Origin of the sequence: Aeoliella straminimaris, assembly GCF_024054565.1 — a bacterium.
In the GTDB taxonomy this organism is placed as follows: domain Bacteria; phylum Planctomycetota; class Planctomycetia; order Pirellulales; family Lacipirellulaceae; genus Aeoliella; species Aeoliella straminimaris.
The window spans coordinates 1-15,074 of record NZ_JAMXLR010000054.1; the positions used below are offsets into that span (position 1 = coordinate 1).

Here is a 15,074-nt window from a genome sequence, read left to right on the forward strand (position 1 = left end):
GCAGTGTAGCGCTGGTGGTGAAGTAGCGCGGGCCTAAACTCGCCCCGCCGAAAATTGCGATTGCTAGGTACGGCGGTCGCGCCGCTGCCTACAGTTCTCTGTTGATCAAACTGAGCGAGGATGCATCAACTTAGGTCAGTTGGTCGGAGGGCTTCGGCGCGTCGGTCTTGACGACCGCTGTAATTAGTCAGTCCGCCAGACCCACCAAAGTGGGGCATAGCGATTCCATTTGGGTCTCTGCCAACTCCCTCAGGTGCAGCTCGCTTCGGCAGCTTCGAGAACCGCCCAACCGCAGCGATACCAACTGCCATTACGACCCAAGCTATTCGTCGGCGTGTGACCGAAACTATTGGAATGCCCAGTCCTTTTTGAACACGAATCTACACCAAACCCGCACTAATCACCTATTAGCGAGGATTAGCGTTCCTGATAAACGACGACTCACACGATCTAGAGCCGCTCCGGAGCTCGGACTACTTGGGTCCTTCAGCCGAACCTTCCGCAAGCGGCGTCACCCGCACGTTGCGAAACGCTACGGGGCCATGGTCCATCTGCAAGTACAGCGGGGCCTTGGCGGTAGGTGGCAATGGGTTCTTGGCATGGCCGGTGGGAGAGGTGAGCTCCACTTTTTCCTGCACGACCTTTCCGTTCAAGACGACGGAGTCAAACCGGGCGTTCTTGATCTTTTTGCCGTCGGCCGAGAAGCGGGGAGCGCGGAAGACAATCTCCAGAGTCTGCCACTCGCCCGCAGGCTTTGCAGCGTTCACTAGCGGCGGGAAGCCTTCGTCGATGTAGTTCAGCCCACCTCCATCCTGCCGGTACAGCCAGTGAGGGTAGACGCCACCGCAGTCCTTGGCCGTGGGATTGTCGCGACCATGGCTGTCGTAGATTTGTACCTCGTAGCGCGACTGGAGCTTCACTCCCGAATTCGACCCTTTGCCGATGAGGAACTCGAGTTCGACCTTGCAGTCGCCAAATTTTTCGCTGGTCCGGAGGTTCGCCCCCACCCGCTTTGTGGCAGCCACTACTCCGCGTCCCGGCGAAGCACTGAGCCCTTTGCCTTCTGCGGCCAGGGCAGCGTCTCCACACTGCACCAATGCCTTGGGCACCTGCTGGACTCCCTGGGGACCATGCTGATCGATAATGGCGATGGGTTTCTCTTCTGCTGGCGACTGGCTCGTGGAATCGGCTGCCGAGACAGCTGCCGGCACCAGGATGAGCAGGAAGGCAACACAAGCTTTGAATTTCATAGTCGTCTATTGGTGAATGGCCTGGCTGGAAGGTGAGTACAACTCGTCTCGATTATACAAGAACCTTCCCACGCGTGTTTAGTTTCGGGCTCGAGAGAGTTCCGGTAGTAGAGCTTCCTTCGACATGTAACCGCTGCGACGGTCTTTTTTCACTGTCGCTGCCATCCAGCTCGAGGGCGAGACCGCAATAACCCGGGCCATTCTTGGGAATTCTACACTGGACATGCTCGCTGCTTCTCACTGGGTTATGGATAAACCACACTCGAAAGTAAGCGAAGGGGGCAGCGAGCCTTCATCCCTGTCCAGTCTACGCTAATCCTGGTTCCGGTCATTTTGCGAATCTCGGTCATGAATTGCACCACGTCAGATAGATCGGAAAGCACCCGTCGCTGGCCGCGTTGGCCGTCGATCGGGGTGGTGGTGCTGTTGGTGATGGGGGGTGGCTGGTTCTGCGGTCCCTCGGGGCGGGTGACGGGCGTCGAGTTCTCGCCCGATTTGTTCGAGCACCGTTCGTTTCGATACTACCAATGGTGTGGAATCCCAATCACGCCCAAGGAAACGCATGTCTGGCGGACCGATTTCGACGCCTACTTGCACGACGCGGGGTACATCGACACCGCCGGCATCGACGAGCCGCGCTGGCAACTGGTGAAAGGATTTGCACCGGGAGTGCGGGGCTGGAGTGGCCCCGCCAAGCACGGGTGCCAGGCGATTGGCTGTTTCAACGGCGACGATGGCCAGTGGATCACCTGGTCCAGCGATCATCCCGAACTCGCGGCGGTCGCGTGGCCGGTTATCGTGCTGTGGGTGCGAGACGAAAGATACGATGCCGTGTACTTGCTGTTCTATCGATTGAGGGAATCACCCCCCAGCGTCGAGCAGTTGAAGCAAGCGATTGATGAACTGTCGCAGATGGAGCCACTTTAGCGGTCAGGGCGATGCAAAGATCGGCAACCGCCGATCAATCTGTCGGCGTGGCGGGGTTCCACGCGAGGTACATGGCGTTCATTTTGAAGTGTCACGGGCTCGCCGCAGGCAAGGGCGCACGTGTGACGCCACCGGCATAATGATCGTAGAAGCGGTTCATGAAGAGTTCACCTTCGTCGTAAAATCGCTTGCGCTGCACGAACTCGTCAAATCTCGGATAGACTGCGCGAAGTTGCGTTGCGCTAGGATACCGTTGGTAGACCAGATAGTACGTTCCACCGCATTCTTGCACCGCGTCAACTAGTTGGCGTGTCCAATGCAATGCTTCCTGTATGCCGTCGGAAGAACGCTGCTGATTAATGTACAAGACTACCGCGAAGCAATCCGAGTTGGCGTACGACAGCACTGCCTCGTCGCTTGCGGGAACAAAACGCAGGGTGACACTGAGAAGATTGATTTCCTCCTCTTCAGCAATCTGCCGCAGTTTGTCGATGAACGATACAAAGTTGCCAACGGGTACGAAATACTCCTGCAGGATATCGGTATCTTCCTCCGCATCGTAATCGAGGAACTGAATTGGCGGGCGCATCACGTTATTGCGTGCCACCACTTCGGTTTCGCCTGGCACATCGACCCACTTCTGCTGGGAACGCCACCGAACCTCCTTGCCCCAGTCGCCCTTTCTCGACAGCTCAAAGAAGAATTTGTCGCGGCTCACGTGACTCTCTTCAGTAAGGCGAGACACGTCTTCTGGACGCTCGTCGGTCTCGGTGTAGGTCACCACGTAACCGTCGCGGAGTAACGATTCCGAATCGATTGACAGCCGCCCAAAATGTATACCGACTTCGGGCTTTCCTTGTACCAGTTTTTCGAAGTATTCCGGATACTCCTGGTAATCGAGCGACACGGTCTTCTTCTTGTAGACACTGTTCTCGATCAAGTCGAGTTCAGCGTCAACGATCACTCCGAACAGTCCAAAACCTCCGATTGCCAGGGAGAACAACTCAGCGTTTTCCGTGCGGTTCACGTTGATCAATTGTCCTTCTGCGTTGAGCAGCCGAAACGAACGGACCGTTTCAATAATCGGTCCGTAGTTCGGGTCGCGTCCATGGGCGTTCGCGCTGATCGATCCACCCACGGTGAAGATATTCGAAGACTGCATCACGGCGACGGCCAGCCCATGTGGGTTGACGTGTTCTTGTATCTGCTTCCACGTCACACCGCTTTGCACGTGAATCGTCTTCTGGTCCTTGTCGAAGTCGAGCACTTTGTTGAACGCGGTCATGTCGAGGTGCATCGCGTCGTGGTAGAACGCGTGGCCTCCCTGGCTGTGTTTCTTGCCAGAGATCGACACCTTAAGTCCCCGCTGTTTGGCACGCTCGATCGCCTGCTGCAGCTCCTCTACGCTGCGTGGACTCAGTACTTCGCTGACGCGTGTCTGGTTCAGCCGACTTACGTCATCAAGGACCAGCGGATCTCGATCGGGACGACGCGGGTAGAATACAGCCAATGCAGCCAGACCGGCAAGAACTGCCGCCAATCTGTACTTCTTCGCGAGCAACCATCTATTCTTCATGGATCACTCCGAACGGGTGGTCACTTTGCCATTCCCACTAAGACGGCTTAATCCTATCAGGTCGCGTTGCGGTTCGCGAGTTCAGAAGCTGGACGTACAACAGCAAGCGGCGCCCCACCTGAACTTGCCGAAGTACATCTGCAGCAAGTGCCCTCTCAGCATCCAGGTTTCCAAGACGAGGCAGGAATGGTCAGGGGTGCCCTGCACATTTGTCGCAAGGCCTGCCGCTAAGGATCAGTCCCCGGCTTCCGCGCGAGGCAGAGCAGAACGCTGAGTTGCTGGAGTTGCTCGGGTGCGAGGTGGCTCAGTTGATCTTGGTGCAGTCGGTCGAGCGGCTTGTCAATCTTCTTGAGTAGGGCTCGTCCCTTGGGGGTGAGCGACACCCACATCACGCGGCGATCGTTCTGGCAACGCCTCTTGGTCGCCAGCTCCATTGCCACCAGACGGTCTACCAGACGCGGCAGGTCAGGCTGGCGAGTGACCATCTGCTCGCCGATTTGATATACCGACACCGGCTTGCCATGTCCGCGGAGGATGCGCAGCGCATTGTACTGCACGGGGGTAATGCCATACGGCTTGAAGAACTGATCCATGTCATGGTTCAGCTCGGAAAACGTTCGCGCGAGGTTGAGAAACACCTCCCGCTCGGGCAGGCGGAAGGGGCTTTGCATCCCCAGTTCGGCTGCCAGTCCGCTGGTCTTGGTGGGCGTTTTCTCTGGCATGAGGTTCTACGCGGTAGTTGGGCCTTGCGGCTGGCAGACCTGCGATCGACTAGCTGAGTTGCACGGACGTCATACTGATGCTACCTGCAAACATTTCGTTATTGAACAACTGCAACTGGCCAGCCTGGTGTCGCAGGCCGAGCACGTACAGCAGCGGCAGATAGTGGTCGGGCGTCGGCACGGCGAGGTTCATCGCCCGTCCTTGTTGCGCGTAGTCGACGAGCGGTTTGTAGTCGCCCTTGGACAATTGCCCATTCACAAAGTCTTGCGCCTCGACCGCCCAATCGAAGCCGTAGTTGGGGCGATCGACCTGGCGAAAGTCCAGCCTGCCGAGGTTGTGCACGATGTTACCGCTGCCCACGATCAGAATGCCACGCTGCCGGAGTGGATTGAGTTGCCGGCCGAGCTCGAGGTGGAACTTGGCCGGTTGCGTGCGGTCGATGCTGAGCTGGACAACTGGTATATCGGCGGCCGGGTACAGGTGCTTCAGCACGGTCCACGCACCGTGATCGAGCCCCCAGTCCTGATCCATGGCTGCGGCCGTGGGCTTCACGAGCTCCGCGGTGGCCTTGGCCAGTTGCGGGCTACCAGGTGCCGGATATTGCTGTTCATACAACTCCTTGGGAAAGCCGCCGAAATCGTGAATGGTGCGTGGCGTCTGCATCGCGGTGACTTTCGTCCCGCGGGTAAACCAGTGTGCCGAAATGCAAAGAATCGCCTTGGGCCGGGGCAGCGTTTTGCCCAGCCGCGCGAACTCTTTGACAAAGCGGTTGTCTTCCAGGGCGTTCATGGGACTGCCGTGCCCCAGGAACAAGGCCGGCATCGGGTCGGACGACGGCAAGTCCTCGGCAAACGCCTGAAGCTGATTCAGACTACCAATCGACATGCTAGCGCCCGCGGTTCGACTAAAAAAACGACGGCGATCCATCACGACCAACTCCACATTCGCGTTAGGAGGCTGCGGACCTTGAGGCCGCTTGAGGGATATATGTTGCAACAGATATTTCGGCAAGGGCGATTGGCCAGCTGCAGATAAACTGCGGCTCTGCGGCGGATGTTACGCCCGGAAGTCGATGCTTCGCATCGCTAGCAGCCATCGAGTAAATTGGCAACGAAGCGAGTTGCCGCACCATCCAGCACACCAACCACCATGCCCGCACCCCGCGTGAAAATCTGCTGCATCAGCTCGCCGGAGGAGGCGGAGCTGGCCCTTGCCTGTGGGGCCTCGGCCCTGGGATTGGTTTCGGCGATGCCGAGCGGACCGGGCGTAATCGACGAAGTGCTGATTGCCGAGATTACCGCGCGGGTGCCGCCGCCGGTGGCGACGTTCTTGTTGACCTCGCAAACCGAGGCCGACGCGATCATCGACCAACAGCGGCGGTGTGGCACCAGCGTCGTGCAACTGTGCGATTACGTGGAGCCTGCCGTGCACGTGCTGCTCCGCCGCGAGTTGCCAGGCATCCGCCTGGTGCAAGTGATTCACGTTACCGGGCTCGAATCAGTGGAGCTCGCTCGCGAAGTGGAGCCGCGAGTGGATGCGCTGCTGCTCGACTCGGGCAATACGACACTCACGGTCAAAGAGCTCGGTGGCACCGGCCGCACGCACGACTGGGCCACCAGTCGCCAGATTCGCGAAGCGGTGAACGTCCCACTATTCCTGGCCGGTGGCCTCTCGCCGACAAATGTCGCCGAGGCGGTGCGTGCCGTGGAGCCTTTCGGCCTGGATATTTGCAGCGGTGTCCGCACCGATGGCAAGCTGGACAAGGTGAAACTGGTTGCCCTGTTTTCGGCCGTTGCGGCTGCATAGCGAGGCTTAGTGTTCCTTCTGCGAGATGGCAGAGGAGCACTTGGGCGAGGCTCGTCGGTATCGGCCGTTTGGGAATAGACGCCGACCACCAAGCGAACCCAAAGGCGACATGGTGATACTCGGATATGGATTGACGGACTTGGGGGCCAGGCGTTGCATGGGCTATTTCTTCGATCCACCTAAAACGATCGACTTCGTTGCCTGGCTCAAGCGAGTCGTTGGCTGGGATGCCCTGTTGCCGCTGGTGGTGTCGGCCCTTGCCATTCTGATCGTGAAAATCGTGCCCTTCGATGGGGTAGCGCAGTTGCTGGCCCTGGTTGCCTTGCCGGTGATGGCTTTCCTGGTGCGGCTAGCGGTAGGTGTCCACCAGATTGAAACCAATGCTTGTGGCCCCCATTTTCGCGGGCTGCAGTGTTTGGCGCTGGTCTTCTCACTATTCGTTCTGGCGTTTGCCGACTTCTTCGTGGCAATCGTCGCGTTTCGTGGCAAGCTGGTTGGTCCTACTCCCGAAGAACTGACCGAATTTGGGTCGGTGGTGCTGCCCGTGTATGCCGTGCTGGTACTGTTCGCCATGTACCCCGGTCGGCGGGCCGAAGAGCCTTGGATCTGACAAGGGCTGCACGGTACCGAGCATGGCACAGCTTCGTTGCAGAGTACCGAAGCCTTCTGCCCCCCTGTTATCCGCACAACGCGCATCGTCGCCAGAACTGGAGCAGGTTGCTCCTCGCAGAGTGGTGCTCATATCCTATCGCCCGGTAGGGAAATGCTAGTCTTAACTGATACCACCGCGGGCTTGGACTAGGGGTAAATTCGATGCCAAATACGGATGAGCTTAAAGTATTGATTGCGGAAGTCGAGTGCAAAGCCGTGTCGCATGACGTGGATGTGCTCAATCCATTTCAGGGGTTGCTCGACGCCGAAACCACCGATCAGGTGCGAAACTTTCTCGATCGTGCCGTGCCTAATCTCGAAGGTCTGTGCAGTGGCGATATCGCCCTGGTGCTGGCCGAGTACCATCGGCACACCGGCGACGTGAAGAAGCTGCGGCGACTGTTCGCCAGCGACGACCCCATTGTGCGGCAATACACGTTGACCGGCCTGTGCGACGAGCCCGAGGGCGATGCCCGCATGGCGTCGGCCATTTTGCATCTGGCCATCGAGGCATCGGACGATTGCGCGCCGGATGTCCGTACCGAGGCGGCCTACGTACTACAGAATCAGGCCCGTTGGGACATGGACGCCACGCCGGCCATTCCCGCACTGCAAACCCTGTTGAAGGACCGCCAGAAGCAAGTGCGGTGTCAGGCCACGTACGCTGTGGGCAATCTGGCCAAGGAGGCCTACGACGTTTCGGATTGCCTGCCCCAACTGCGCCGCAACCTGAAGCACAGCGACATCTATGTTCGCAGCGCCACGGCCTGGGCGCTGAGGGAAATGTCCCAAACGTACCACGACATTGGCCCGGCGGTTCCCGAACTGGTGGGACTGCTGGCCGACGACCGCGAGTACAACGAGCACCGCAAGCAGGCGGCCGCGGCACTATTGGCCTACGCCAAGCGTTCGCCCGAGAACGCCAGCCGGGTTCGCCATCAACTGCGCGACGTGACGATCGATCCCACGCTGAAAGAAAACAAGCGTCTGGTGGTCACCTTGGCCCGGATGGACACGCCGCACTGATGCGGGAATGACGAAATTCGAAGTACCCAATGACCAATAGCGTCATGGGGAGCGGGTGTTCGATGTTTTCGTTCAACGGAACACCCGGCGCGTCATCCACAAAGCCACCATACCTGCCGCCAGAATTGCGGCGGAAGTTGGCTCTGGGATAGTCGCCGTGCTTTGCGCGCCGGGTGTGGGTAGCGTGTTGCCGAAGTTGGCCTTCCAGGTGGCGTATTGCGCCGCACCGATCACCACGTTGTCTGGGTCGTTCAGCAGTGTGCCGGGCGGCGCGCCGAGGTTATTACGCCACAGCGTGTAGTCAGCGATGTTCACCACGTCGTCGCCGTTGAAGTCGCCCGGCAGGATGGCGTAGCCGTCGGTGAGCGCCTCCATAAACGCTACAAGGGCCGCCTGGTCGCTGGCGCTGAGGTTCAGGTTGCCCACCCAATTGGTGTTCATGTTGTCTGCCACTTCAGGATCAGGCCAAGTGCCATCGTCGCGGGTGGCGTAGAAGCTGACGACCTCCTCGAGTGATTTGAATACACCGTTGTGCATGTAGGCGCGGGTGAATCCTTCGTAGGGTACCATCGCCACGTTGCGCACGGTGGGTGTCTTGTGCTTTCCCATGTTGTCGGCGGCCTCATCGGCCCACTCGGCTCTGGTGGCCAGGAACCCTCCCAGACCGGAATCGATCCAGGCGTCGCCTTCGGGATTGATGGGCGTGCCATCGTCGAGGGTGACCTCGTCCATATCGTAGAACGGGTTTTCGGGATTCTTCGGCACGCCCAGGTTCTCGTACGAGAAGTCGGTGAACAGCGGTGGCTCGCCGTTGGAACCGCTGTCGCTGGTGTGGCAGTTGCTGCATTTGCCTTTGCCATTGAAGATCTTCAGACCGCGGTCTTCCTGGGCGGTGAGTTCGACCATGCCCTTCCGCGCGTAGTCGAACTTCGACGTGAACGGATTCACTTTCTCCGAGGCTTCGTATGCACCGATGGCGGTACCGATGCGGTCGTAGTTGGTCTCTATTTTCTCCGAAGTGTCGTACTCCAGTGGTTCGCCCCACACCTGTTGCCACAAGTCGGCATAAGGCGATGCAGCCACTTCGGCCAGCACCGTGGCTTTGTAGGCATTGTTCATTTCGACAGGATTCAGAAACGGCCCCAAGGCCTGATCGGCGGCCGGATTACCTAATTTTTCGCCCGTGGCGCGGCCATCCCAAAAATTCCCCCCCACGAAACTGCCTCGTTGCTGGTCCCAGTGGAACACCGGGCTCTGGGCAACGTAGGCGGCACTGGGGGGACGCCGGTTTCCGAAACGCGCGGGCGTGGTGCCCGCTGGGTAGACCGCGCCATGGGCATTGATCTCGGAGGTGGGGCCACTCCAGCCAGTGCTCGGTGCGTGACACGAAGCGCATGACATGCCGGAGGGGTGCGAGATCTCATCGAAGAAAAGCTGCTCACCAAGTTCTTCCAGGGGCGTCAATTCAACCGGTTGGGTGGCAGTCGCTTGCCTCGCGCACGAGATAGCCAAGCTGAAGTTGCAGAGCATCCCCAAGGCGATTCGCCCCATGCAAGCACGCATTGCATCCTCCTCAACTTCAACCAAAGATGAGTGGAGAGCAGTGGACACGTCCTCGATCTATCGCAAATGCGATGCCCACCACGCTGAATGCTCGAGTAGTGCTTGATTCGTAGTAGAGGACGCGGCGCCGGGAATCAAGGAGCGGGCGTTCGGGCGCGCGAGTTGGAACTATTCGCACACCGACTTACGTTGCCATCGACTCCAACGACACGCAACTCCAATAGCAAAGGAGACACTCAGGGAGCCAGTGTCCCTGAGTGTCTCCTTGATCGTCACGTTCACAACGAAACGCAGTGGTTACTTTGGCTTCCGCAGGAAGATGCCGGCCAGGTCTGTCAGGTCGACGTCGCCGTCGTGGTCCTGGTCGAAGATAGCCGCAAAGATGCCGGCCGTCTTCGGTTGTCGTTGTTCAACTTCCTTGCGGGCGTCGCGCACCACCTTCGGCAGAGCTTCCGGGTCTTCTTCATCAGCGCGTTTGGCCGCACCGAACACGGTGCCCAGCACGACCGGCAGCACCTTAGCGAAGATTTGTTGCGTCGCCTCGGGGTCGAGCTTCACGACTTTCGAGAAGCCACCTTCCACCTTGGCGGCGTCCTTGCCAAAAATGGTCTTTAACATCTCTCTGGCAGCCTTGGGTTCCATGTCGCGGACCTCCACGCCTTGCCGCGCTGGCGAGTCCTGCGGGATGTGACCTTGCCGGGCAAACTTACTGAGCTTGTCCCACAGTCCCTCAGCACCTTGGGTGGTTTTGCTCTTGGCTTCCAGACCCCGTAACAAGGTTCCCACGGCGGCGCCGTAGGCTTGTTCGGCACGCTGGGGATCGCCCGTGTGTTGTCGCACCTGTTCGATGGTGGCGGTATCGTCAGCAAACAGCGTTTCGAGTAGTCCTGGCATCCTTCTTCTCCCCATGAAAGTAGTAAAGTGCCCAGGGGCGACAACTCCAGCAGGCAACAAAGGCAAAGAACCAGGTGATGGGAGCAGAAAAGCAAGTGGTGAGATATCAGATCAGCTGGGACTTTTGAGACACGCCTGAATCGTTATGCACCCAACCAGCGCCGCGGGGGCGAGTGTATCACGGGCGGGAAAGCGCAACAAGCAGTTGCAGCATATCTCGCAACTCCAACATGCCAGCAGCCGAGCGCAAACTTCATGTGGTTCTGTAGCGGGGGCTGCTAAGCGGTGAGTTCGCCATCGATTGCGGCGCATCGATGGTTCGCGGGCGATGGTGCAGTTGCAGCATGGGTGATTTGTAAACAGCCACCCGCATCGCACGGATGCTCGAATTGGCCGTTTATGGTTTGGGTCGCGGTGCGTCACGGTCCGCGCGCTGGCGACATCGGCGGTCCCTTCCTGAAGGAGGCCGAATAGCGATTCGCTTATTTTTCGTTTGCAATCGGATTTCAATCTGAGAAGATGAAGGTTGTTCTGCTTGTCTCAGCAACTCTTGGCATTCTCTTCTCGGCGGATAGAGACAGGCGGACGGCACTTATCTTCGCTACTTTTCTAACAACTAAAACTTGCGGGGCAGTCACATGCAGACTTTGCAGGCGCGTGTTGTTTGTCAGGGACCCCTTAGCTTTCCAGAGGCAGCGCGGATGACCCGCGAGATCGCTAGACAGCTTAGCGAACTTCATTCACTCGATCAGCTATTTGGTACGGTACGACCCGAGGTCGTGATGCTGCTCGACGATGGCGAGCCGCGATTGAAGCGCAATGCCAGCGGCGACCCCGACGAGGAAGTCGACTATTTGGCGCCCGAGCGAGCGTTGGCGGTCAAGAAGCCCGACCCACGTTCGGACCTCTACAGCCTGGGGTGCACTTTCTACTACCTGCTGACCGGCCGGATTCCGTTCCCCGAAGGAAGCATCGGCGAGCGTCTGCTGAAGCACCAGACCGAGTCGCCACCCGATCTGGCGGAACTCTGCCCCGGCATGCCAGCCGAGCTGCAGCAACTGTGCAGCCAGCTGTTGGCCAAACGCCGCGACCAACGTCCCCAATCGGCTCGGGCCGTGGCCAAAGTGTTGGAGCAGTGGCTCGAAACTTCCGCAGCTGGAGAGAAAGTGGTACAGACTGCGTAGTACCGGGCCAACAGGTCTGCCCGCAGTGTTCGATGCAGCGAACATTCTCTGTTACGCTTGCGAGTCGGCTTGAAGTTTCCGCGCTGCCAGGTGCGAAAGCAGCTGCGCGGTAAAGACACCACCATTCTGCCGCACACCCCGGCAGGCACCAAGCTGGAATGCGCCTCGCACTTCGATAACTCGCGTTCCAACCCTACGATCGCGAGCCATTCCGCACCGTGCGGAACGTTAGCCGCCGTCAGTTGCGCGTGATGGTCTCGCTGAGGTTCAGCAGCACGCGACACACGCTGGTCCAGGCCGCTTGCTCAACGAGTTGATCCTGCGCGGCTGCTGGGCTGAGGCCGATGCTGGTGAGTTGCTCGGCGGCCGACGGATCCGCCTGGTACTCTCGGCGATGTTTTTCCAACAGCTCGACCAGCACTTGCTGTTCGTCGGTCGTGGCGTCGCGGCCCAGGGCTTGCTTCCACAGCCAGGCGATCCGCGCGGGGTCGTCGCCCTCGGCCTCTGTCAGTACGCGCTCGGCCAGCACGCGGCTCGCTTCGACGTACGAGGGATCGTTCAGCAGCACCAGGGCGGCGCTGGGCGTGTTGCTCACCGCCCGTTTGGCGGTGCACTCTTCGCGGCTGGGGGCATCGAACGCCAGCAGGGCAGGGTGCAGGAATTGCCGCTGCCAGTGCGTGTACACACCGCGGCGATACTGCAGTTCGTTCTTCGCCGGCTGGTACTCGCGCTCGGGGAAATTCAACTGGGCGTAGTAGCCACCCGGCTGGTAGGGGCGTCCCGACTCGCCGCCGATCGACAGGTTCAGCAGCCCGCTCACCGCCAGGGCGTTGTCGCGGATATATTCGGCGTCCAAACGCCAGCGCCCCTGACGGGCGAACCATTCGTTCTTGGGATCTCGCTCGAGCATCTCCGGCGTAGGAACCGACGATTGGCGGTAGGCGCTCGAGGTGACCATCAGACGCACCATGTGTTTGGTGTTCCAGCCGCTGCGAACCAGCTCGTCGGCCAACCAGTCGAGCAGCTCCGGATGCGTGGGGGGAGCCGATTGCGAGCCGAGGTCGATCAGCCCTTCCGCCACACCGCGACCGAAGAACAAACCCCACAGCCGATTGGTCACCGTCCGGCCGACAAGCGGGTTATCGCCATCGACCAACCAGTGGGCCAAGTCGAGCCGCGTGGCGCGGCGCCCGCCGGTTTCGAGTTGCTCCAGGAAGTGCGGCACAGTGGGCTGGACCACCTCGCCGGTGTCGTCCATCCAGTCGCCCCGGTTCAAGACGCGCACCGTGCGTGGTTTGTCGAGCGGGTCGGTCACCATCACGCGGACGAACTCGCCTTCGAGCTCGGCCCGCTGGGTCTTCAGATCCGTCAGCTCTTTACGAAGGTCCCGCCAGTTCATGGGGATGTTGCCCTGCAGTTGCTGCTCGAGCTCGGCGATACGCTTGTCGATGGGCTGCAGCTTTTCGTAAGTCGGCAGAGTCCACGCCAGAATCTCAGGCGGACGCTCGGTGTCGATGATGTTGTGCGCGGGGCGTTGGAACGATCCCCAGTGGTCGACGTCGGCGAAGAACGCTCCCAGGCTGTAGAAGTCCTTGGTCGAGATCGGGTCGAACTTGTGATCGTGACACTGGGCGCAGCCCGTGCTGGCCGACAGCCATACCTCGCCCACGTTGCGGACGCGGTCGGCCATGTGGATGGCCAGGTACTCCTTGTTCTGGGCACCTCCTTCATGCGTGGTTTGCAGCAGGCGGTTGTAGCAGGTGGCCACCCGCTGCCACATGGTTGGATCGGGAAGCAGATCGCCCGCCAGTTGCTCGATGGTGAACTGATCGAACGGCAAGTTCTCGTTGAACGACTTGATCACGTAATCGCGGTACGGCACCGCCGCGTGGTTCTGATCGCCGTGATAGCCGACCGTGTTAGCGAACCGTACCAGGTCGAACCACCACTGCGCCATCCGTTCGCCGTAGTGGGGCGAGGCCAGCAGGCGGTCGACCAACTGCTCGTAAGCGTCGGGCCGCTCGTCGGCCAGAAACTCCGCCACCTGTTCTGGCGTGGGAGGCAGTCCTGTCAGGTCGAAGTACAGTCGGCGCACCAATGTGCGGGGGTCGGCCTCGGGACTCGGCTCGACGCCCTCGCGCTGGAAGCGACGATACAGGAACCGGTCGATGTCATTGCGAGACCACTGGTCGCCTTCGATCTGCGGCGGTTCGGGACGCTCGACCGGCAGGTAGGCCCAGTGCAGTTGGTACTCCGCGCCGGCATCGATCCACTTGCGCAACGTTTCGATTTCTGAGGGGCTCAGTGGTTTTCGCTCGGCCGCCGGGGGAGGCATCACCACATCGGGATCGTCGGAAGTAATGCGGGCGATGACCTCGCTTTCGTCGGCGCTGCCGGGCACGATGGTCCACTCGAGCGCCCCCTCGCGGGTGTCGAGGCGCAGTCCGGCTTCGCGAGTGGCCGAGTCGGGACCATGGCACGTGAAGCAGCGATCGGAAAGGATCGGACGGATGTCGCGATTGAACTCGATGGCCTGCTCGTCCGCTGCTGAAGCGACCGAATAAGAACCGAGCGATAGAGTGACAAAGACCAGGGCCAGGCGTGAGCGGCTAAACATACAAAAAGTTCGATTCGGTTAGTGGGCAGTGTACCGAAGGCTTTCATTATCAACCGAACGCGGATCGAAAACCACCGCATCTCGGCAAATGTTCTTTCCGAGAACAATAAACCGCACCAGGGCGCAAAGTGCGATGGTTTTTCCGCAACACGCTGCGCGATCTCCCGTCGCGGCTTCGCGCCGACCGAGGCGTAAGTGGTTAGCTGATGGCGGTTTGCGGCGCTTCCGGTGGCCAACAGTTTCGCTGCTGCCGAGACGGCGGGCAAGTCGGCCAAATCAACCCCACCGGTGCCAGCGACCGCGCCGCGGACCAGGCGGCTTTCCTCGAAGTCTGGCCGACCAACTGGAGCAGAGGGCAGCATGCCGGTGTACACGTTATGGAACTGCGTCTACGCCGAGTTGAGTCGTAGCAGCGACAACCAGGGAACCAACACCCTGCTGAACAGCAGGTAGTATGCCATCACGCGTCAGGGAAAGCCGACTTGTCAACTTGGCTGCCAACAGCCCGAAGTCCCTCAGGCATACAGCGGGCCAGTTTTCAGTTGATGGTGCCGGACTTCCTGGCGAGGATCTCCTGCACGGTCTTCAAGACTTGCGACGGAATGAACGGCTTAGAGAACGTGGCGCAGATGTCCAACTCCTCGCAAAGGTAAGGGAGCTCCATCTCCATGTCCGTGGCAGTCAGCAGGATGACTGGGGTATCGGCGTACTGCTCCGAGTCTCGCAAGCGACTGCACAACTCGGTGCCCGTCATCATCGGCATCTGCTGATCGGTGAGTACGATGTCGATCGGTTGCTGTTGAGCGATCTTCCAGGCAACACTCCCGTCGATTGCAGTCAGCACCTCGTAGCCGGCT

General features: G+C 59.8%; 13 protein-coding genes. 5 read left to right on the plus strand and 8 right to left on the minus strand.

Annotated elements, in window-relative coordinates; translation table 11 throughout:
• Positions 1-473: 473 nt before the first annotated feature.
• Positions 474-1,250, minus strand: coding sequence for a 3-keto-disaccharide hydrolase (locus tag NG895_RS15270; RefSeq protein ID WP_252853387.1), 777 nt, complete (start codon positions 1,248-1,250; stop codon positions 474-476).
• Between the two features lie 348 nt (positions 1,251-1,598).
• Here NG895_RS15270 and NG895_RS15275 point away from each other — a divergent pair, with 348 nt between their 5' ends.
• The gene (locus NG895_RS15275) at positions 1,599-2,177 is read left to right on the plus strand and encodes a hypothetical protein (protein WP_252853388.1); all 579 of its coding nucleotides are present in this window, start codon (positions 1,599-1,601) and stop codon (positions 2,175-2,177) included.
• A gap of 91 nt (positions 2,178-2,268) precedes the next feature.
• Here NG895_RS15275 and NG895_RS15280 read toward each other — a convergent pair whose 3' ends face one another.
• The 3 genes from NG895_RS15280 to ygiD form a co-directional block, all read right to left on the minus strand.
• A complete protein-coding gene (locus tag NG895_RS15280) occupies positions 2,269-3,753 on the minus strand; it encodes an FAD-binding oxidoreductase (RefSeq protein WP_252853389.1) in 1,485 nt (494 codons plus the stop codon).
• Positions 3,754-3,980: 227 nt separating this feature from the next.
• Complete coding sequence (locus tag NG895_RS15285) at positions 3,981-4,475, minus strand: MarR family winged helix-turn-helix transcriptional regulator (RefSeq protein ID WP_252853390.1); 495 nt, start codon at positions 4,473-4,475, stop codon at positions 3,981-3,983.
• 49 nt (positions 4,476-4,524) lie between these two features.
• Positions 4,525-5,361 (minus strand): 4,5-DOPA-extradiol-dioxygenase, encoded by an 837-nt coding sequence (gene ygiD, locus NG895_RS15290; RefSeq protein WP_252853391.1) that lies wholly within the window; start codon positions 5,359-5,361, stop codon positions 4,525-4,527.
• A gap of 264 nt (positions 5,362-5,625) precedes the next feature.
• On the opposite strand from ygiD, the gene NG895_RS15295 reads away from it, so the two are divergent.
• The 3 genes from NG895_RS15295 (at position 5,626) to NG895_RS15305 (ending at position 7,959) form a co-directional block, all read left to right on the plus strand.
• Positions 5,626-6,282, plus strand: a complete 657-nt coding sequence (locus tag NG895_RS15295) for a phosphoribosylanthranilate isomerase (RefSeq protein WP_252853392.1) — start codon at positions 5,626-5,628, stop codon at positions 6,280-6,282.
• Between the two features lie 109 nt (positions 6,283-6,391).
• Positions 6,392-6,892 (plus strand): hypothetical protein, encoded by a 501-nt coding sequence (locus NG895_RS15300; RefSeq protein ID WP_252853393.1) that lies wholly within the window; start codon positions 6,392-6,394, stop codon positions 6,890-6,892.
• Between the two features lie 203 nt (positions 6,893-7,095).
• A complete protein-coding gene (locus NG895_RS15305) occupies positions 7,096-7,959 on the plus strand; it encodes a HEAT repeat domain-containing protein (RefSeq protein ID WP_252853394.1) in 864 nt (287 codons plus the stop codon).
• A gap of 72 nt (positions 7,960-8,031) precedes the next feature.
• On the opposite strand, the gene NG895_RS15310 is transcribed toward NG895_RS15305, so the two are convergent.
• Both NG895_RS15310 and NG895_RS15315 read right to left on the minus strand, forming a co-directional pair.
• Positions 8,032-9,522: a cytochrome c peroxidase gene (locus NG895_RS15310; RefSeq protein WP_252853395.1), complete on the minus strand. Its 1,491-nt coding sequence runs from the start codon at positions 9,520-9,522 to the stop codon at positions 8,032-8,034.
• A gap of 297 nt (positions 9,523-9,819) precedes the next feature.
• Positions 9,820-10,416, minus strand: a complete 597-nt coding sequence (locus NG895_RS15315; RefSeq protein WP_252853396.1) for a DUF937 domain-containing protein — start codon at positions 10,414-10,416, stop codon at positions 9,820-9,822.
• A gap of 701 nt (positions 10,417-11,117) precedes the next feature.
• Between NG895_RS15315 and NG895_RS15320 the strand changes: the two genes are divergently transcribed.
• A complete protein-coding gene (locus NG895_RS15320) occupies positions 11,118-11,600 on the plus strand; it encodes a protein kinase domain-containing protein (protein WP_252853397.1) in 483 nt (160 codons plus the stop codon).
• 238 nt (positions 11,601-11,838) lie between these two features.
• Here the strand turns inward: NG895_RS15320 and NG895_RS15325 are convergent, their stop codons facing one another.
• Complete coding sequence (locus tag NG895_RS15325; protein WP_252853398.1) at positions 11,839-14,217, minus strand: DUF1553 domain-containing protein; 2,379 nt, start codon at positions 14,215-14,217, stop codon at positions 11,839-11,841.
• A gap of 538 nt (positions 14,218-14,755) precedes the next feature.
• Positions 14,756-15,074: response regulator (locus NG895_RS15330; RefSeq protein WP_252853399.1), on the minus strand; the 319-nt coding region annotated here is incomplete at its 5' end.